Source organism: Pseudoruegeria aquimaris, assembly GCF_900172235.1.
Lineage (GTDB): Bacteria > Pseudomonadota > Alphaproteobacteria > Rhodobacterales > Rhodobacteraceae > Pseudoruegeria > Pseudoruegeria aquimaris.
Genome location: NZ_FWFQ01000017.1, coordinates 26,667 through 41,457, shown reverse-complemented (window position 1 = coordinate 41,457; position 14,791 = coordinate 26,667). Strand labels below are relative to the sequence as shown.

At 67.9% G+C, this 14,791-nt stretch carries 26 protein-coding genes and 1 tRNA gene; 24 read left to right on the top strand and 3 right to left on the bottom strand.

The window, feature by feature from the left end; genetic code table 11:
* Positions 1 to 26: 26 nt before the first annotated feature.
* Complete coding sequence (locus PSA7680_RS12375; protein WP_085869082.1) at positions 27 to 713, bottom strand: DUF1045 domain-containing protein; 687 nt, start codon at positions 711 to 713, stop codon at positions 27 to 29.
* 308 nt (positions 714 to 1,021) lie between these two features.
* On the opposite strand from PSA7680_RS12375, the gene PSA7680_RS18720 reads away from it, so the two are divergent.
* Together PSA7680_RS18720 and PSA7680_RS12370 are read left to right on the top strand one after the other, a co-directional pair.
* A complete protein-coding gene (locus PSA7680_RS18720; protein ID WP_176244133.1) occupies positions 1,022 to 1,192 on the top strand; it encodes a hypothetical protein in 171 nt (56 codons plus the stop codon).
* Positions 1,193 to 1,318: 126 nt separating this feature from the next.
* A tRNA-Glu gene (locus tag PSA7680_RS12370) sits at positions 1,319 to 1,393 on the top strand.
* An 82-nt stretch (positions 1,394 to 1,475) separates the two neighbouring features.
* On the opposite strand, the gene PSA7680_RS12365 is transcribed toward PSA7680_RS12370, so the two are convergent.
* Together PSA7680_RS12365 and PSA7680_RS12360 are read right to left on the bottom strand one after the other, a co-directional pair.
* Positions 1,476 to 2,192 (bottom strand): LrgB family protein, encoded by a 717-nt coding sequence (locus PSA7680_RS12365; RefSeq protein WP_085869031.1) that lies wholly within the window; start codon positions 2,190 to 2,192, stop codon positions 1,476 to 1,478.
* A 312-nt stretch (positions 2,193 to 2,504) separates the two neighbouring features.
* Complete coding sequence (locus tag PSA7680_RS12360; protein WP_085869030.1) at positions 2,505 to 3,218, bottom strand: XRE family transcriptional regulator; 714 nt, start codon at positions 3,216 to 3,218, stop codon at positions 2,505 to 2,507.
* Positions 3,219 to 3,472: 254 nt separating this feature from the next.
* On the opposite strand from PSA7680_RS12360, the gene PSA7680_RS12355 reads away from it, so the two are divergent.
* The 22 genes from PSA7680_RS12355 to PSA7680_RS12250 all read left to right on the top strand — a co-directional run bounded on the left by PSA7680_RS12355 (position 3,473) and on the right by PSA7680_RS12250 (position 14,790).
* A complete protein-coding gene (locus PSA7680_RS12355) occupies positions 3,473 to 3,793 on the top strand; it encodes a helix-turn-helix domain-containing protein (protein ID WP_085869081.1) in 321 nt (106 codons plus the stop codon).
* On the top strand, positions 3,790 to 4,044 hold the full coding sequence (locus PSA7680_RS12350) for a hypothetical protein (protein WP_085869029.1): 255 nt from the start codon (positions 3,790 to 3,792) through the stop codon (positions 4,042 to 4,044). The genes PSA7680_RS12355 and PSA7680_RS12350 overlap by 4 nt, the downstream gene beginning before the upstream one ends.
* An 8-nt stretch (positions 4,045 to 4,052) precedes the next feature.
* On the top strand, positions 4,053 to 4,238 hold the full coding sequence (locus PSA7680_RS12345; protein ID WP_085869028.1) for a hypothetical protein: 186 nt from the start codon (positions 4,053 to 4,055) through the stop codon (positions 4,236 to 4,238).
* Between the two features lie 11 nt (positions 4,239 to 4,249).
* Entirely contained in the window at positions 4,250 to 4,525 is a 276-nt protein-coding gene (locus tag PSA7680_RS12340) for an HU family DNA-binding protein (RefSeq protein WP_139838634.1), read from the top strand.
* Complete coding sequence (locus PSA7680_RS12335) at positions 4,525 to 4,947, top strand: hypothetical protein (protein WP_085869027.1); 423 nt, start codon at positions 4,525 to 4,527, stop codon at positions 4,945 to 4,947. The genes PSA7680_RS12340 and PSA7680_RS12335 overlap by 1 nt, the downstream gene beginning before the upstream one ends.
* A gap of 207 nt (positions 4,948 to 5,154) precedes the next feature.
* Positions 5,155 to 5,637, top strand: coding sequence for a hypothetical protein (locus PSA7680_RS12325; RefSeq protein WP_139838633.1), 483 nt, complete (start codon positions 5,155 to 5,157; stop codon positions 5,635 to 5,637).
* The gene (locus PSA7680_RS12320; RefSeq protein WP_085869024.1) at positions 5,634 to 7,643 is read left to right on the top strand and encodes a transposase domain-containing protein; all 2,010 of its coding nucleotides are present in this window, start codon (positions 5,634 to 5,636) and stop codon (positions 7,641 to 7,643) included. Before PSA7680_RS12325 ends, PSA7680_RS12320 begins: the two co-directional genes overlap by 4 nt.
* 69 nt (positions 7,644 to 7,712) lie before the next feature.
* On the top strand, positions 7,713 to 8,690 hold the full coding sequence (locus PSA7680_RS12315; protein WP_085869023.1) for an AAA family ATPase: 978 nt from the start codon (positions 7,713 to 7,715) through the stop codon (positions 8,688 to 8,690).
* Positions 8,690 to 9,052 carry a hypothetical protein gene (locus PSA7680_RS12310; RefSeq protein WP_085869022.1) on the top strand — a complete coding sequence of 121 codons (363 nt, stop codon included), beginning with the start codon at positions 8,690 to 8,692 and terminating at the stop codon, positions 9,050 to 9,052. The genes PSA7680_RS12315 and PSA7680_RS12310 overlap by 1 nt, the downstream gene beginning before the upstream one ends.
* Positions 9,003 to 9,677 carry a DUF3164 family protein gene (locus tag PSA7680_RS12305; protein ID WP_085869021.1) on the top strand — a complete coding sequence of 225 codons (675 nt, stop codon included), beginning with the start codon at positions 9,003 to 9,005 and terminating at the stop codon, positions 9,675 to 9,677. Before PSA7680_RS12310 ends, PSA7680_RS12305 begins: the two co-directional genes overlap by 50 nt.
* Positions 9,677 to 9,991, top strand: coding sequence for a hypothetical protein (locus PSA7680_RS12300; RefSeq protein WP_085869020.1), 315 nt, complete (start codon positions 9,677 to 9,679; stop codon positions 9,989 to 9,991). The genes PSA7680_RS12305 and PSA7680_RS12300 overlap by 1 nt, the downstream gene beginning before the upstream one ends.
* Positions 9,992 to 9,993: 2 nt before the next feature.
* Positions 9,994 to 11,181 carry a hypothetical protein gene (locus PSA7680_RS12295; RefSeq protein ID WP_085869019.1) on the top strand — a complete coding sequence of 396 codons (1,188 nt, stop codon included), beginning with the start codon at positions 9,994 to 9,996 and terminating at the stop codon, positions 11,179 to 11,181.
* 126 nt (positions 11,182 to 11,307) lie between these two features.
* On the top strand, positions 11,308 to 11,499 hold the full coding sequence (locus PSA7680_RS12290) for a hypothetical protein (RefSeq protein ID WP_085869018.1): 192 nt from the start codon (positions 11,308 to 11,310) through the stop codon (positions 11,497 to 11,499).
* The gene (locus PSA7680_RS12285; RefSeq protein WP_085869017.1) at positions 11,496 to 11,942 is read left to right on the top strand and encodes a regulatory protein GemA; all 447 of its coding nucleotides are present in this window, start codon (positions 11,496 to 11,498) and stop codon (positions 11,940 to 11,942) included. Before PSA7680_RS12290 ends, PSA7680_RS12285 begins: the two co-directional genes overlap by 4 nt.
* Positions 11,939 to 12,190, top strand: coding sequence for a hypothetical protein (locus PSA7680_RS12280; RefSeq protein ID WP_085869016.1), 252 nt, complete (start codon positions 11,939 to 11,941; stop codon positions 12,188 to 12,190). Before PSA7680_RS12285 ends, PSA7680_RS12280 begins: the two co-directional genes overlap by 4 nt.
* Positions 12,180 to 12,623, top strand: coding sequence for a helix-turn-helix domain-containing protein (locus PSA7680_RS12275; RefSeq protein WP_085869015.1), 444 nt, complete (start codon positions 12,180 to 12,182; stop codon positions 12,621 to 12,623). Before PSA7680_RS12280 ends, PSA7680_RS12275 begins: the two co-directional genes overlap by 11 nt.
* Before the next feature lie 99 nt (positions 12,624 to 12,722).
* Complete coding sequence (locus PSA7680_RS12270; RefSeq protein ID WP_085869014.1) at positions 12,723 to 13,496, top strand: peptidoglycan recognition protein family protein; 774 nt, start codon at positions 12,723 to 12,725, stop codon at positions 13,494 to 13,496.
* Positions 13,496 to 13,753 (top strand): hypothetical protein, encoded by a 258-nt coding sequence (locus PSA7680_RS12265; RefSeq protein WP_085869013.1) that lies wholly within the window; start codon positions 13,496 to 13,498, stop codon positions 13,751 to 13,753. The genes PSA7680_RS12270 and PSA7680_RS12265 overlap by 1 nt, the downstream gene beginning before the upstream one ends.
* Positions 13,750 to 14,010, top strand: coding sequence for a Z-ring associated ZapG family protein (locus PSA7680_RS12260; RefSeq protein ID WP_085869012.1), 261 nt, complete (start codon positions 13,750 to 13,752; stop codon positions 14,008 to 14,010). Before PSA7680_RS12265 ends, PSA7680_RS12260 begins: the two co-directional genes overlap by 4 nt.
* On the top strand, positions 13,991 to 14,158 hold the full coding sequence (locus PSA7680_RS18715; protein ID WP_176244132.1) for a hypothetical protein: 168 nt from the start codon (positions 13,991 to 13,993) through the stop codon (positions 14,156 to 14,158). Before PSA7680_RS12260 ends, PSA7680_RS18715 begins: the two co-directional genes overlap by 20 nt.
* 3 nt (positions 14,159 to 14,161) lie before the next feature.
* A complete protein-coding gene (locus tag PSA7680_RS12255) occupies positions 14,162 to 14,488 on the top strand; it encodes a DUF2730 family protein (RefSeq protein ID WP_085869011.1) in 327 nt (108 codons plus the stop codon).
* Positions 14,485 to 14,790 (top strand): VpaChn25_0724 family phage protein, encoded by a 306-nt coding sequence (locus PSA7680_RS12250; protein ID WP_085869010.1) that lies wholly within the window; start codon positions 14,485 to 14,487, stop codon positions 14,788 to 14,790. The genes PSA7680_RS12255 and PSA7680_RS12250 overlap by 4 nt, the downstream gene beginning before the upstream one ends.
* The last annotated feature ends 1 nt before the right edge of the window (position 14,791 follow it).

Below are 14,791 nucleotides of genomic sequence, written 5' to 3'. Positions count from 1 at the left end.
AGGAATCGCGCCGGATTGCCGCTGCGTCACCCCGTCAGATCGAACCGCTTGATTTCATGGAAGAACCCGTCCTCCGCCTCGCCGAGCAGGGTCAGCTGCGCCACGATGAAGGGGATCGGCAGGAAGGGCGCCACGATCGGCGTGAGTGCCCTGCGGACGGCCTCCGCGACGTCTTTGGGCATCGGGGAGGTCAGGGTCAGGTGAAAACGGAACTCGTCCATCACGTAGGGATAGCCCCAGCGGGCCAGCAGCACATCCTGCGCCGGCGTGAGCCCGGCGCTGCGGCGGCGGGCCAGTTCCTCGGGCGTGGGCGGCGCGCGGAAGCCGTCGAACTCCGTGACCACGCGCGCGGCCAGATCCGAGAGCCCGGCCTTCTCGCCCTTGGGCACCAGTGCGACGAACCCGCCGATCCGCGCGAGTTCGAGCGCATCGATCCACACCGGCGCGGCGCTCTGCGCGAAGGTTTCGAGCGCCGCGATCAGGCTGTCCTCGTCCTGCCCGTCCGCCATCCGAAACGGAGGTTTCAGGGTGCCGTGAAAGCCGTATTTCCGCGGGCGCTCGGTGAGTTTTTCCACCGGCAGCGGCAGCCCCATCGCCGGCGGGTGCGCCACGCGGCGGCCGGCGGCGCTGTCCCAGCCCAGCCAGGTGGCGCCGAAACTGGCCAGCGGCCCCGTTTCGGGCGTGTAGTAGATCGCGTAGCGGCGAAATCGCATCACCGGTTCCTCCCACATTTCGTGCGCCCGTTGCGAAGCTTTCCTGCCGTCAATCCATGGCACAGCCGGCCCCGGCGTCCAAGTGCCTGCATCCCGCCCGTTTTGAAGGCAATGCGCCCACGATTCGTGCAGTTGCGGCTCTGCCGGTTGCCGCCCCGGCGCCCGTGCGAGGGCGCGCGCTTGATCCGGGGCAGTGGGAGGCACAGTTCAAGAACATCACGCCCGGGTCACGCCGGGATCACGGCGCGGGTGCAACAAGTGTTACATTCACGATGTTTGGTGAGTGGTGAAACGTGGGTGACGTGGTGATGTACATGGTGAGAATCCATCTGACGACGCTTCAGCGGCTGGCTGTCACGCTGGCCGGGTTGGCGCTTCTGACGGCGATGGCGGCGCAGACGACGCCGGGCGCGAATGCCCTGTCCTGCGGGTCTTTGACCCCAGCCGCCGAGAGTTGCCCGCCGCCCTTCGCGCGTTGAAAAGGCTGCCCGCCCGCAATCCGAAAGGGGCGGGTTTCGGCAATTGCCGGCCGGTGCGAAAAAGTTGCATCCAACCTCTTGCACCCGCCCGCTGCTTTGCGTAGAAGCCCCCCACGCGGCAAGGTTGCTCCGTTCGTCTATCGGTTAGGACGCCAGGTTTTCAACCTGGAAAGAGGGGTTCGATTCCCCTACGGAGTACCACCCGCGCTTTCCTTCCCGCCCCGATATGTTTTGTTGCGCAACCTGGCACACAGAGCGGCTTTGCGCTTCGTGCCGTGCGTCCTCAGAAGGCAATGGCCCAGAAAATCGGCAGCAGAAGCGCCGTGGCCAGTGCGTTGAGCCCCATGGCGAGGCCCGAGAAGGCGCCGGCGGCTTCGCTGTCCTGCAGCGCGCGGGCGGTGCCGATGCCGTGGCTCGCGGTGCCGAGGGCAAGCCCGCGCGCCTCGGGGGCGCGGATCTTCAGCAGATCCAGCAACAGCGGGCCGAACATCGCCCCGGTGATTCCCGTGGCCAGCACCAGGACAGCCGTGAGCGAAGGCACGCCGCCGATCTGTTCGGCGATGCCCATGGCCACCGGTGCCGTCACCGACTTCGGGGCGAGAGAGGCCAGCAGCGCTTCGTTCGCACCCAGCACATGGCCCAGCCCCACCGCCGCGACCACGGCGCTGGCGGAGCCGGCAAGCAGCGCGGCGGCGAGCGCGAGAGCCGAGCGGCGCACCAATGCGAACTGCCGGTAGAGTGGCACCGCAAGCGCCACGGTGGCGGGGCCGAGCAGGAAATGCACGAACTGCGCGCCCTCGAAATAGGTGGCGTAACTCGTGCCGGTCAGCAGCAGCACGGCGACGACGATCAGCACCCCGATCAGCACCGGGTTCAGCAGCGGCGTGCCGTTGAAACGGCGGCTCAGCACGTCTCCGGCCTGGAAGGCGATCAGGGTGAGAGTCAGGTGAAAGAGCGGCGTCGAACTGAGGTAGACCCAACTGTCCTGCAGGCCCGTCATGGCGCATCCTCCGCCCCGCCACCCCGCGCGAACAGGGCCATCAGCCCGCCGGTGGCGGCGATGGCGGCGAGGGTGGAGATGACTGTAATCAGACAGATGGATTGATCAGACCGGGATCATCTTGGATGTATCGGGACGGGGCGGGATAGATCACGGTTATCAAGGGTTTAAACGGTCTGGCCTGATGAGCGTGCGGCGCAGGACGGTTTGCACAATCGAGGCGGGTCGAGGGAGTTGAGACACATGGATTGCGCAATGGGCCGGGCGTTCAAGGGCGTTTAAAACAGCGTTTAAACCGGGGTCGAGGCGCGGTCACATGTTCACCAGTATACACCGCACCCGGCCGACGATGCGCAGCTCGTTGAGCTGGGGGCCGGTGACGAACTCGGGCGCGAAGCTGCCGCCATCGGAGATGATGACGATCGAGGTGGGCGCGCCACCTGGGCCAGGTGCCAAGGGCACGAGGCGCTTGATGTAAGCCTCGCCCTCGCGGCTGAAGGCATAGATGCCCTCGCGATCGACGCGGGCCTCGGCGGTGTTGACGAGTGCCAACGCGCCGTCCGGGACGGTGGGGGCCATGCTGTCGCCGCGCACCCGGACCAGTCCGGCCCGATCAGGATTGATGCGCTGGCGTCGCAGCCATGCCCTTGAAAAGGCGAGCCTTTCCTCAACATCCTCATGCGCGGGCACGAGGCCCGGACCGGCCGAGAGGTTGACCTCGTAGCGCGGGATCAGGGCGAAGTCCTGGTCGAACTCGGGCGTGACCGCGCCCGGTGGCGCGATGGGTTGAGGCGCGCCCGAGGGCGAGCCATGCCCGGTGGCCAGCCACTGCACGGAGACCCCGGCTGCATCAGCCAGCGACACCAATCTCTGGCGCGACGGATCAGACCCGCCCGCCACATACTTGTCGATAACCCGGCGGGACAGGCCGGACTTTTGTGCCAAGGCTGAAGCGCCCCCAACCATTTCGCACAATCGTTTTATCCGCGCCGCGAAGGCGGGATCGGCCTTATCGTTGTCGCTCATAACTGTAAGGCCCAGCTTAACAATTCCGCTCGATCCTTACGGTTCTCACAAGGCATTGTTTTTCCATTCATTTATAGATCTGCGCGTGATTCGGAACGAAAGTCCGGGACTTTTGAACCGTAAAGGGCACAAACGTGCTTGCCTCATTGGAATGTTCGTGCGAATGTATGTCCGTAAGGTCATTTTTTACACCGCGAGTTCTGCCCGCCCGGATGGCCGTCCGAAGGGGCAAGATGGAAGAGGAGCACAGGCACATGGCGAAGCCTGCACGGATTGCCCGCAAGGCGCGCGGGTGGCACCCCGAAGAGATCAAGGCCGCGATCCGTATGAAGGGATCGTCGATGGCCGAGCTCTCGCGCCAGCATGGCTACGGGGTCAGCGCAGTCCGCCAGGTGCTGCGCCGCCCGTGGCCCGCGATCGAGCGGCTGGTGGCCGATCACCTGGGCGTGGAGCCGCAGGAGATCTGGCCCGACCGCTACGGCGAAGACGGGTTGCCGAACCGTCTGCTGTTCGGGCGGGTGAAGTTTAACCCGGAACGCACACACTGTCAGCGTAAAAAAGCGGCGGGGGAATGAACATGGCCCCCGACAAGAAACAGCACCTGATCGCCGGGTCTGCCATCGCCGCGCTGAGCGCGCTTGGTGCGAGCTGGGCGGGGCTGGACGGCACCGCCGCCGTGGTGCTGGCCTTCGGGTCCGCCGCGCTGGCGGGGGCCGCCAAGGAGGGGATCGACGCGCTGGGATACGGCCGCGTCGAATGGATGGATTTCGTCTTCACCGCGATGGGCGCACTGCCGGTGGCCGCGCTCTGGCTGGCGCTGGGATGAGGTGCGACATGGGGACCCCGGATTTCAACAGCATGACGCGCACGGACCTGACCGTGTGGAAGATCGCGATCGACGCCGCCATCGCCGCCGCAAAAGCGGCGGGGGGGGGTGACGATTTCGACGTCGCGTTTCTGGCCGACGACGAGGGCGTGTCGGTCACCTTCACCATCCTCTTTCCGCCCTCTCAATCTTGAAAGGAAGACCGATGAACCGGATCAACAAGGGCCAGCTGGCCGAGACGATGGCGGAGAGCGCCGGGATCACCAAGGCCGAGGCCGGGCGCGCGATCGACGCCTTCGCCCGCGCCGTGCAGGAAGCGACGGACCAGGGCGGCAGCGTGGTGCTGCAGGGCTTTGGCACCTTCGCGCCGCGCCACCGTGCCGCGCGGATGGGGCGCAACCCCGCCACCGGCGAGGCAATCGAGATCGCGGCCAGCACCACGCTGGGCTTCAAGGCCGCCAAGCGCAAGGCGGGCGCGTGATGCTGACCGGCAAGCAGATCCCCGCAGCCGCCATCCGGCGCGTCTGGCTGGACGAGCGGCTGACCACCGCCCAGGCCGCCGCCGAGGTGGGCCTGACACGCGCCTCCAGTCCTTTGTTGCGTTCTTCCATTGTATCCCTCCATCCGGTTGTTGGCGCTTCCGATGGTAAGGGCCGCCTGGCCGAGCCCCAAGCGCAAAGCGCGCCGGGCCGGTCGGGCGGGGTTCTCCGCGCTCCGGCTGCCACCGTCGCAGCGTGTGAGCCGTCCAGCCCGCGCGCTTCCTCCTCCCTGCGCGCGGGCTGGGGCTGGCTGATCCGGGCCGCCCGGCGGCTGGACGATCACTGGATCGGGGATCTGATCGGGGCGCTTTGCCTGTTCGGCATGCTCTGGATCGGCCTTGTCGCCGCGATGGTGTTCGAATGATGGCCGCCAGCCCCTTCCTTGCGCAGATCGCGACCCCGCAGCCCGATGGGCGGCGTGGCGAAGGGGCTGGCACCCATGCGGCGCAGGGCGGGTATCCGCCCGCGTCGTGGCCGGTCGAGGAGACCGAGGTCGGCCTGCAATACGTTATCCCCGGCTGCGAGCGGCGCGAGAGCGCGCGCCCCGCCCGGCAATCTGTGGAGGGCGGTCATGGCTAAACGCCGGGCCTACCGGGGCGGCAATGATGACCGCCAGATGTCCTTTGACGATTATTTCGTGGTCCCGACCCCCGCCGATGTGCGGCCGGGATCGATCGCCGGTTTCGATCATGAACTGCGCCAGGCGCTGAGCCAGAGCCTGAAGGAGCAGCCGCTGTCGCGCTACGAGGTGGCCGCGAAGATGAGCGAGATGCTGGGCGACGACATTTCCAAGAACATGCTGGATGCCTACACGGCCGAGAGCCGCGAGACGCATCAGATTTCCGTGGTGCGGCTGGTCGCGATGATCCTGGCCACGCGCGATTATGACCTGCTGGCGCTGGTGGCCGAGAAGGTCGGCTGCCGCCTTCTGGTGGGCGAGGAGGCCGTTGCGGCCGAGGTGGGTTTCATCGACCAGGAGATCGAGGAGCTGCGCGCGCGCCGCGCCGAGCTCAAGCGCCTGCACCCGGTCCGGTTGCGGAGGCGCCGGGCATGATCGAGTGGCGCACCGCAGCTGATTGGTCATCCCAAGGGCTTCCAGACCTTCCGACATCTAAGGTCGGTTTGATTGATCGTGCTAAGCGCGAGGGCTGGAAAAGCCAAAAGCGCCAGGGGCGTGGCGGCGGCCTTGAATACCACTATTCCAGCCTGCCCGACCGGGCGCGCGCGGCCTATCTGCTGCGCCACCGCAAGCCTGCGGCAAGCGCGGCCCCGACCGAGATCCCGCAGGACGAGGCATGGGCGAGCTTCGATCAGCTGTCGCAGACCCTTAAAGACAAGGCCGCGTTCCGGCTCAAGGTTCTGACGGCGGTCGAGGCGCTGGTCGATGGCGGCGTGGGCCGGGTGTCGGCGGTCGAGATGGTCGCGGCCGATGCCGAGGTCAGCCCCGCCACCGTGCGCCGCTGGGTGCGGATGGTGAAGGGGGTCGAGCGGCGCAACTGGCTGCCCGCGCTGGCCCCGCGCCATGTCGGCAAGACCGACCGCGCCGAATGCGATCCGCGCGCCTGGGACTGGTACCTGGGCCAATACCTGACCCGGCGCGGCCCGAGCCATGCCGACACCTATCGCCGCCTCGAAGAGATCGCCGCGATCGAGGGCTGGGTGATCCCCAGTGCCAAGACCCTGGAGCGCCGCGTCGAGACTGATATCGACCCGCTGAGTGTGGTCCTGATGCGCGAAGGCATGGAGGCGCTGGCGCGCCGCCTGCCCAAGCAGCGCCGCGACGAGACGGTCTTTGCCGCAGGCGAGGCGGTCAACGGCGACGGCCTGAAGTTCGACAAGCTCTGGGTCGAGTTCCCCGATGGCGAGATCCTCAATACCGCCACCGCCTGGTTCTTCCAGGACCTGCGCACCCGCCGCATTCTTGCCTGGCGGCTGGGCAAGACCGAGAACACCGACCTGTTCCGGCTGGCCACCTATGACCTGACCGGGGTCTGCGCACCCACGGTCATGTATATCGACAACACGCGGGTCGCCGCGAACAAGCTGATGACCGCCGGGGCCGAGAACCGCCGCCGCTTCAAGAAGGGCGATCACGATGGCGTCGGCCTGCTGATCGCGCTGGGGATCGAGCCGCGCTTCACCAACCCCGACAAGGAGACCGGCAACCCCGGCGCCAAGCCGATCGAGCGCGCCTTCGGCATCGGCGGCCTGCATGACAAGGTCGCAACCCACCCGTCGCTGATCGACCGGGGCTACAGCAAGGCGACCGCGATCCCCTACGAGGAGCTGCGCGCCGTGATCGAGCACGAGGTCGCGCGCCACAACGCCCAGACCAAGCGCCGCACCACCGCCTGCCGGGGCATTCTGAGCTTCGACCAGGCATGGGAGGAGGCCACCGCCAGCATCACCTTCCGCCGCTTTTCCGAGCGCCAGCGCCGCCTTCTGCTGATGGTGCGCGAGGTGGTCAGTGTCAGCCAGACCGGCGAGATAGCGATCAATGCAGGGCGCGGGGCGCATGCCAAGAACCGCTACTGGACCGAGGCCAGCGCTGCGCTGGCGGGCCGCAAGGTGGTGGCGCATTTCGACCCGGAGAACCTGCATGCCGGGATCCATGTCTACAGCCTGGACGGGCGGTACCTGTTCGAGGCCGACCACATGACCAGCACCGCCTTCAACGACACCGAGAAGGGCCGCGAGTGGAACAAGAACCGCGCCCGCATGATCAAGGCTGCCAAGAAGCAGGCCGAGGCCACCACGCGCATGTCGAAGCTGGAGCGCGAGGAGCTTTACGGCAAGGCCGTGCGCGCCCGCGCCGAGGAGGCGGGCGATCCGCCCGCAGCCCCCGCGAGTTCCGTGGTCGCGGCGCATTTCCGGCAGATGCCGGATCCCGCCCGCGATGCCGAGCAGCCCAAGGTCGCGCCCGGCGTGATCGACTTCGCGGCCATGGCGGCGCGCCAGCGGCCGAGCGAACTGGCCGAGGATGATGATGAACAAGCCGAATTCATGAGGCGGGCGCTAGCAGGCGTCCGCGCCCGCAACGGGTTGCCGCCCGCCGAATGAAACGGCCGGTGGTGCGCCACACCGCCCGGCCGAACCCCTGAAACAGGCAAAACAGGAGAGACCTTCAGGATGACCCAGAATGCCCAAGTTGTCCAGATGACCGCCGAGCCGGACGAGGAATACGTCACCAACCGGCTGCCCCTGCGCGACCGCATGCGCGCCCAGATGAACACCGATGGCCTGTCGCAGGCCGCCGCCGCCCGCGAGATCGGCATTTCGCCCTCGGCGCTGAACCAGTGGCTGCAGGGCAAGTATGCGGGCAACAACGACGAGGTCGAGGCGCGGATCGAGAACTGGCTGACCGCGCGCCAGCGCCGCGAGGCCGCATCGAGCGCCATGCCCGAGCCGCCCGAGTTCTTCCGCTCGCCCTCGGCCGAGAAGGTGGTCAACGCGCTGAGCTACGCCCAGATGGCGGGCGACATCGTCTGCATCTACGGCAACCCCGGCGTCGGCAAGACCAAGTCCTTCCGCCATTACCGCGACACCAACCCCTCGGTCTGGATCGCCACCATGTCGCCCGACAGCGCCGGGCTGGTCCCGGCCCTGGAAGAGGTGGCCGAGGCGATCGGGCTGCGCGATGCCGGGGGCGGGGCGCGCCGCATCGCCCGCGCCATCCGCCGCAAGATCGAGGGGACGCGGGGCCTGTTGATCATCGACGAGGCGCAGCACCTGTCCACCGCCGCGCTGGAAGAGCTGCGCATCGCGATCCATGACGCGACCGGCATCGGCCTCGTGTTCGCGGGCAACCCCGAGGTCTATTCGCGGCTGACCGGCGGCAACCGCTCGATGCGGTTCGCGCAGATCTTCAGCCGCATCGGCATGCGCCTCTTCATCCCGCGCCCGACCGTGGGCGACGTGAAGTCGCTGGCCGCCGCCTGGGGCGTGAAGGGATCGCCCGAGATCGAGCTTCTGAAGGAGGTCGCGGCCGAGCCCGGCGCGCTGCGCGGGGCCAGCAAGGTGCTGGCGCTGGCGGCCATGGCGAGCGGCGGCGACATCACGCTGGCCGCCCTGCGCCAGGCACGCGCCAATCTCGGAGGGCAGGAGTGATGGCCGCGCTGTCCGAGGAAATCCGCAGCGTCGTCGCCTGCCTGTCGGGCCAGATCGACAAGGGCCGGGTGGATGCGGCGACCGCCGCGCGCGCCCGCGATATCCTGCGCGACGTGGCCGACCGGGTCGAGCTGATCGAGGACCTGATCATCCCTGCCAGCGTCACGCTGCCGGATGTGCCGCGCCCCGGCACGAACGTGGTCCGCCTGGACCCGCACCGCCCCCGCGTGGCCCGGCCTGTCGGCCAGCCGCATCAATCCCCCTCAACCCCCCGCGCAACCGGCCTTCGAGCCGCATTTCAAGGAGAGAGCCATGAACCAGCAACAGGACATCACCCCGGCCGCAGCGGCCACCCCGTCTGACGGGATCATCGAGCTGCAGGGCGAGAAGTACATGCGCGACACCGGCGGCCGTCTGGTCCCGATCGACGCGATCAAGCCCGAGGATCTGCTGATGGACGAGACCGTCCGCAAGATCTGCGCCTTTGCCGAGGACCTCTCGGCGCGCATCAGCCGCTTCCGGGGCCACACCTTCGACGACATCGCCACCACCGTGGACCTGATGAACGAGAAATACGGCCGCCGCCTGGGCGGGACCAAGGGCAATGTGACCCTCACCAGCTTCGACGGCACCTTGCAGGTCAAGGTGCAGGTGCAGGACCAGATCACCTTCGGCCCCGAGCTGCAGGCCGCCAAGGAGCTGGTCGATATCTGCATCTCGCGCTGGTCCGAGGGGTCGAACGCGCAGGTGCGCGCCCTGATCCAGCATGCCTTCCAGGTGGACAAGGAGGGGCGGATCAACCGCTCGGCCCTGTTCCAGTTGCGCCGCATGCGCGTCGAGGATGGCGACCCGGAATGGCGCGCCGCCATGGACGCCCTGTCGGATGCGATCCGCGTGATCGGGTCCAAGGAATACGTCCGCTTCTATCGCCGCGACAATCCCCGCGCCCGCTGGGAACCGATCACCATCGATCTGGCGAGCGCGTGATGGGCCGCGCGACTGATATGGCCCCCGCGCTCGCGCTGGCCGACCGGCTGGACGCGCTTCTGAAGGCGGGCGCGCCGTCCCGGCATGATGACCCCGGTGCCTATGAGAAGGCGATCGCTGCCCTTGAGGCGGCGGTCACGAGCGCCGACCCCAAGGGTCGCCTCGACCAGGACTGGCAGGGCGGCGTCCTGCGGGCCTTCGGCCTGCGCGCCAGCTCGACCACCGGCATCTACGGCGCTTGCCGGAACTGGGTCCGGCAGGTCCGGGCCAAGGCCACCCCGACCCGTCACCCCGCCACCACCATCGGAGAATGATCATGACCATCAGTGAAATCGAACTGCGCCGCGAGCTTCTGGACAAGGCGCTGGCAGGCGCGAAGCTGCCCGAGGCGATCGAGTATGCCCATGACATGTGGCGCTTTGTCAGCGGGCAGGATGCCGCCCTGACCTACGGACCCGACAGCGCGACGGGGTGGATGCGGGGCGCGACACCCGTGCCGATGGACGAGGTTGCGCGGATCGTCCGCGCCGAGGTGGTGGGCATCGCCCTTGGCCCCGAGGGCCGCTGGCGGCGGATCGATCTGGAGGGCGACACCCTGCCCATGACTGCCGAGGCATTCGACACCCACCCGATCTGGGGTGGCCTGCGCGACATCGTGACCGATGAGGGCCTGCACCTGGTGGAGATCCCGAAGTTCTGGGTGCGTTTCGAGGCGCGCGGCGACGAGCGCCTGTGGTGGGTCAGCCCCCGCGCCCGCGAGGGGTTCGACCTGCACCCGGCCTTTCTGGCCGCCGATGGGCGCGCCGTGGCGGTGCTGCGGGTGGCCAAGTATCTCGCAACCGATAAGGCGGGCAAGATCGGCGTGGCGGCAGGGCAGACGCCCTGGACCTCGATCACGATCGACGAGGCGCGGCGCAGATGCGAGGCGCTCGGCCAGGGCTGGCGCATGTGGTCGGTCTATGACCAGGCGGCGATCCAGCTGCTGGCGCTGATCGAGATGGGCACCCCGGACATGCAGGACGCCATTGCGCGCGGCAATGTCGATGGTGACGGCGTGAAGTCCACCGGCAGCACCGGGGCCGCCTGGCGCGGCATCCACGATCTGTGGGGCAATGTCTGGCAGTTCGTCGACGGGTTGCGGGTCACCTCGGGCGGCGTGATCGAGGTCTGGCACGATCTGCTTCCCGGCCCGGATGCCTGGGTCAACACCGGGGTGGCCTATGGGCCGGGCAAGGATGACGGGTTCCCGACCGATCTGCACACCGAGCAGGACCGGGGCTTCAACCTGTCGCTCCTGTTCCTGCCCTCGGAGGTCTCGGACGATCGCGAGGATGCGATCATCCCGGATTACGCCTGGGGGCGCTGGCAGGATCGCGAGACGATCGCCATCCGTGGGGGCAGCTGGACCGACGGCGGCAATGCTGGCGTCTTCGCCCTCTACCTGCTCTACGCGCGTTCGGACGCGGTCACGAGCATCGGCTTCCGGCCCGCTTTCGGGTTCTGACATCTGACCCCCTGCACTCTGGCGGCCTGCCGAAAGGCGGGCCGCACCACCGGCGAAACCGCATCGCGGTCTGCGGGCCAAGGGCACCCCCGCACTGATGAGCCAGCCCAACACGGGAGACGAGAGATGGACCAGCTGATCCACCTGACGGGCGTCGTCACGCTGGCCGCGATCGCGGCCGGTGGCGTCGTCTTCGGAACCACGATCTGGGCCGGGCGGTTCGGCCCGCCGCGCTGCTATGGCTGGATGCTGTCGGGCATGGCGGCGGCCGCCTTGGTATTCCTTGTGGTGATCCTTGTGCTGGCGGTGGCGGCATGAGCAACGCGATCAAGGCCATCCATGCCAGCCGCCGCCAGGTGCCGGGACTTGAGGACGAGGAGACCTGGCGCGACTTCCTGCATCAGGTGACCGGCGAGCGGTCGATCCGCGCCATGCCCGAGCCCGCCCGCGCCAAGGTGCTCGATGCCCTGCGCGCGCGGGGCGCGAAGAGCGGCAATGGCGCGCGCAGCTTCAAGCCCTCCGACAAGCCGCATGTCCGCAAGGTCTTTGCGATCTGGGGCGCGATGTGCCGCGCCGGGATCCCCGACAACCCGACCCGCGCCGGTCTGCGCGCCTTCGTGGCCAAGATGACCGCCTCGGCCGAACGCCCCGAGGGCGTGGGTAATCCCGAATGGCTGACCCCCGAGGATGCCCGCAAGGTGACCGAGGCGCTGAAGGCATGGGAGCGGCGCGAGCTGGCCAAGCGGAGGGCTTCGAGATGACGCGCCGCAAGTGCCGGTCCTACCGGGTCACGATCGATGCCGAGGCGTTCGACCGCATCGCGGCCGCGCTGATCGGCAATCACCGCGAGCTGCTCGACAATGGCTGGAGCATCTGCCCGACCTCGGGGCTTTGGCGCACCGGCAAGGGGACGCTGACCGCGCGTGTCGCCTACCGGATGCGGGCGCGCAAGGCATCGCTCGTACATACCGTGCGCGGGATCAACCCAGGGCTTTACGATGAGAGATGACCGCAACGATCCCTTCGACGGACTGCCCCCGACCTTGCGTCAGGTGGCCGAGGTCGCCGGGATCGAGGCGGCGGCGCGCCTTGCGCGCGATCACGGCGGCACGGAGATCTACATCCGGCGCACCCTGGACATGGAGCATGTCCTGGTCAAATCGGTCGGCATGGAGGCCGCCGCATCGATCCTGGAACGCTTCGGTCCCGGTGCGCTGGAGGTGCCGCTCTGGCTGAGCGGGCGCCGCCAGCAGATGGCGCGCCGGATCATGCAGATGCTGGAGGCGGGGCATTCGGAGGCGCAGATCGCCCGCGCCCTGCGGTGCCACATCAGGACGGTGCGCCGCTACCGGACGCGGGTGTCGGATGCCCAGATGGACCTGTTCTCCATACTGGACGGCGAAGAGAAGTCTTGCGCCGAAGACGATTTTGACGAAAGCTGAGCCATGGCGGGCGTGAGCCCGGACAGCTGTCCGGGTCGGAACTGACCACCACGCGATGACAGGGTAGCCGGGTGCGAAACAGCAGCGGTTGACCCGATCATGACCATCTTCGACATCCAGAAACATCTCAAGGCGCTGGGGCACGATCCCGGCCCGATCGATGGCGTCTGGGGGTCGCGCACCCGCGCCGCCCTGCTGTCGCTGCTTTACGTGCTGCGCGCGATCGCGGTGCCGGGCGCTGCCAGCTGGAATGTCGCGCGCCAGCGCATGGCCGCCGAGCAGGCGATCATGGCGGCCAGCGGTTTCGACACCGGCCCGATCGATGGCCTGGACGGCCCGCGCACCCAGGCGGCGCGCGCCCAGTTCCAGGCGCAGCGCAATCACAGCCTCGACGAGGTGGCCCCCTCGGCGCATTCGGAAATCCGCCAGGGCCGCGCGCGCCACCTTGTCCGCGAGATCGTGATCCATTCCTCGGCCACCCGGCCCGACTGGATGGGCAACAACAGCCTGCGCGAGCAGGTCGAGGAAATCCGCGTCTGGCACCGGGCGCGCGGCTGGCGCGACATCGGCTATCACTGGATCATCGGCCGCGACGGCTCGATGCTGCCCGGCCGCCCCGAGACCGAGGTCGGCGCGCATGTCCAGGGTCACAACAGCGGCACGATCGGCATCTGCCTGATCGGCGGCTTCGGCAGCGCCGCCACCGACCGTTTCTCGGATCACTTCACCGCCCGGCAGGGGATCACGCTGGAGCAGCAGATCCAGGCGATCTCGATGCGCACCCCGATCACCCGCGTGAGCGGGCACAACGAGTACGCCGCCAAAGCCTGCCCCGGCTTCAACGTCACCCGATGGCTCGAAGGAAATCAGTGATGAGCGCCTCGCCCCTTCCCCAACTTCCCGCCTGGCATGCGCGGTCCTTCTACGCGCAGCTGCTTCTGGTCGCGACGGTGGTCGCGCATGTCCTGCAGATCGACATGGATGCGCTGGTCGCCCGGATCGGTCTCGACGCGCCTGACCAGCTTGTCGAGCTGGCGATGATCGTCATGCCTTGGGTCTTCGGTCTCTGGGCCTGGCTGGAGCGGCGCGCGCCGAAGTACCAGCTGGTGTTCGGGAGGGCGCGCTCGTGAGCTGGCTGCCTGACATCATCACCCTGATCCTCGGGCTGATCGTGGGCATCGGGGGCACCTGGAAGCTGGCGAAGACCAGCGGACGGCGCGAGGGACAGAAGGAAGCGGAAACCAAGGCCGAAGCCGCGCGGCTGCAGAACTATGTCGAAACAAGGGAACGAATTGATGAAGCGGATCGCAAGCCACTTGACGGTGATGGTGCTCGCAGCTGGTTGCGCGACTTCTCGTCCGGCGGAGATGCCGGGTCCGAGCGGTGAGGCAATCTGCCAGGGGCTTGAGCAGCCCGCCCGCATCCATGCCGCCTCGCTGGTCAGCGATGGCGGCCCTTCGTCCGTGCAGACGGGCGTGGTGCTGATCAGGGGGCTTGCCGCCGCCTGCACCTACGATCTCGGGCGCGAGGAGTGAGGCATGGATCTGACGTACATCCTGCAATGGCTTCCGCTTCTCAACGTGGTGTTCATCCCGGCGGCGGGCTGGCTGATCCGGGCCGCGACCCGGTCGATGGCCACCAAGGAGGACATCGCGGTCCAGGCCGAACGGCTCGACACGCTCGGGCGGCGCGTCGATCTGATGGAGCGTGACATCAAGCATCTGCCGGATGCAGACGATTTAGCCGGTCTCAAGGAGCAGATCGCGGCCCTGACCGGCGCGGAAAAGGTCCAGACCCAGCAGCTGATCGGGTTGTCGCAATCCGTCGCGCGGATCGAGGACTGGCTTATGAGGGGCATCAAGTGAGCTACAGGGATTTCATCGCGGAGCACCGCAGGCTGTTCATCATGCAGCTCTTGTCCGAGATCGGCGGCAGCGCCAGCGAGGACATCGTCTACCAGGGCGTCCGGCAGGGCTTCCGCCCCGTGAAGGGCGTGACCCGCGACGTGATCCGCGCCGATCTCGAATGGCTGCATGCCCGCCACCTGCTGGCCTTCGACTGGCTTGAGGACACGCTCCTCGTGGTCGAGCTGACCGAGCGCGGCGGCTATGTCGTGAGCGGCGACATCGAGGTCGAAGGGATCAAGGTCCCGGATGCGCGGAGGTAAG

Excerpts from the sequence above, each read along its gene's own strand:
- PSA7680_RS12305 (WP_085869021.1), top strand. The coding sequence starts at position 9,003 with ATGAACCAGCAACAGGACATCACCCCGGCCGCAGCGGCCACCCCGTCT.
- PSA7680_RS12270 (WP_085869014.1), top strand. The coding sequence starts at position 12,723 with ATGACCATCTTCGACATCCAGAAACATCTCAAGGCGCTGGGGCACGAT.
- PSA7680_RS12265 (WP_085869013.1), top strand. The coding sequence starts at position 13,496 with ATGAGCGCCTCGCCCCTTCCCCAACTTCCCGCCTGGCATGCGCGGTCC.
- PSA7680_RS12335 (WP_085869027.1), top strand. The coding sequence starts at position 4,525 with ATGCTGACCGGCAAGCAGATCCCCGCAGCCGCCATCCGGCGCGTCTGG.
- PSA7680_RS12340 (WP_139838634.1), top strand. The coding sequence starts at position 4,250 with ATGAACCGGATCAACAAGGGCCAGCTGGCCGAGACGATGGCGGAGAGC.
- PSA7680_RS12295 (WP_085869019.1), top strand. The coding sequence starts at position 9,994 with ATGACCATCAGTGAAATCGAACTGCGCCGCGAGCTTCTGGACAAGGCG.
- PSA7680_RS12255 (WP_085869011.1), top strand. The coding sequence starts at position 14,162 with ATGGATCTGACGTACATCCTGCAATGGCTTCCGCTTCTCAACGTGGTG.
- PSA7680_RS12275 (WP_085869015.1), top strand. The coding sequence starts at position 12,180 with ATGAGAGATGACCGCAACGATCCCTTCGACGGACTGCCCCCGACCTTG.
- PSA7680_RS12375 (WP_085869082.1), bottom strand. The coding sequence starts at position 713 with ATGCGATTTCGCCGCTACGCGATCTACTACACGCCCGAAACGGGGCCG.
- PSA7680_RS12280 (WP_085869016.1), top strand. The coding sequence starts at position 11,939 with ATGACGCGCCGCAAGTGCCGGTCCTACCGGGTCACGATCGATGCCGAG.
- PSA7680_RS12320 (WP_085869024.1), top strand. The coding sequence starts at position 5,634 with ATGATCGAGTGGCGCACCGCAGCTGATTGGTCATCCCAAGGGCTTCCA.
- PSA7680_RS12345 (WP_085869028.1), top strand. The coding sequence starts at position 4,053 with ATGGGGACCCCGGATTTCAACAGCATGACGCGCACGGACCTGACCGTG.
- PSA7680_RS12365 (WP_085869031.1), bottom strand. The coding sequence starts at position 2,192 with ATGACGGGCCTGCAGGACAGTTGGGTCTACCTCAGTTCGACGCCGCTC.
- PSA7680_RS12315 (WP_085869023.1), top strand. The coding sequence starts at position 7,713 with ATGACCCAGAATGCCCAAGTTGTCCAGATGACCGCCGAGCCGGACGAG.
- PSA7680_RS12310 (WP_085869022.1), top strand. The coding sequence starts at position 8,690 with ATGGCCGCGCTGTCCGAGGAAATCCGCAGCGTCGTCGCCTGCCTGTCG.
- PSA7680_RS12360 (WP_085869030.1), bottom strand. The coding sequence starts at position 3,218 with ATGAGCGACAACGATAAGGCCGATCCCGCCTTCGCGGCGCGGATAAAA.
- PSA7680_RS18720 (WP_176244133.1), top strand. The coding sequence starts at position 1,022 with ATGTACATGGTGAGAATCCATCTGACGACGCTTCAGCGGCTGGCTGTC.
- PSA7680_RS12285 (WP_085869017.1), top strand. The coding sequence starts at position 11,496 with ATGAGCAACGCGATCAAGGCCATCCATGCCAGCCGCCGCCAGGTGCCG.
- PSA7680_RS12300 (WP_085869020.1), top strand. The coding sequence starts at position 9,677 with ATGGGCCGCGCGACTGATATGGCCCCCGCGCTCGCGCTGGCCGACCGG.
- PSA7680_RS12350 (WP_085869029.1), top strand. The coding sequence starts at position 3,790 with ATGAACATGGCCCCCGACAAGAAACAGCACCTGATCGCCGGGTCTGCC.
- PSA7680_RS12290 (WP_085869018.1), top strand. The coding sequence starts at position 11,308 with ATGGACCAGCTGATCCACCTGACGGGCGTCGTCACGCTGGCCGCGATC.
- PSA7680_RS12355 (WP_085869081.1), top strand. The coding sequence starts at position 3,473 with ATGGCGAAGCCTGCACGGATTGCCCGCAAGGCGCGCGGGTGGCACCCC.
- PSA7680_RS12325 (WP_139838633.1), top strand. The coding sequence starts at position 5,155 with ATGGCTAAACGCCGGGCCTACCGGGGCGGCAATGATGACCGCCAGATG.
- PSA7680_RS18715 (WP_176244132.1), top strand. The coding sequence starts at position 13,991 with ATGCCGGGTCCGAGCGGTGAGGCAATCTGCCAGGGGCTTGAGCAGCCC.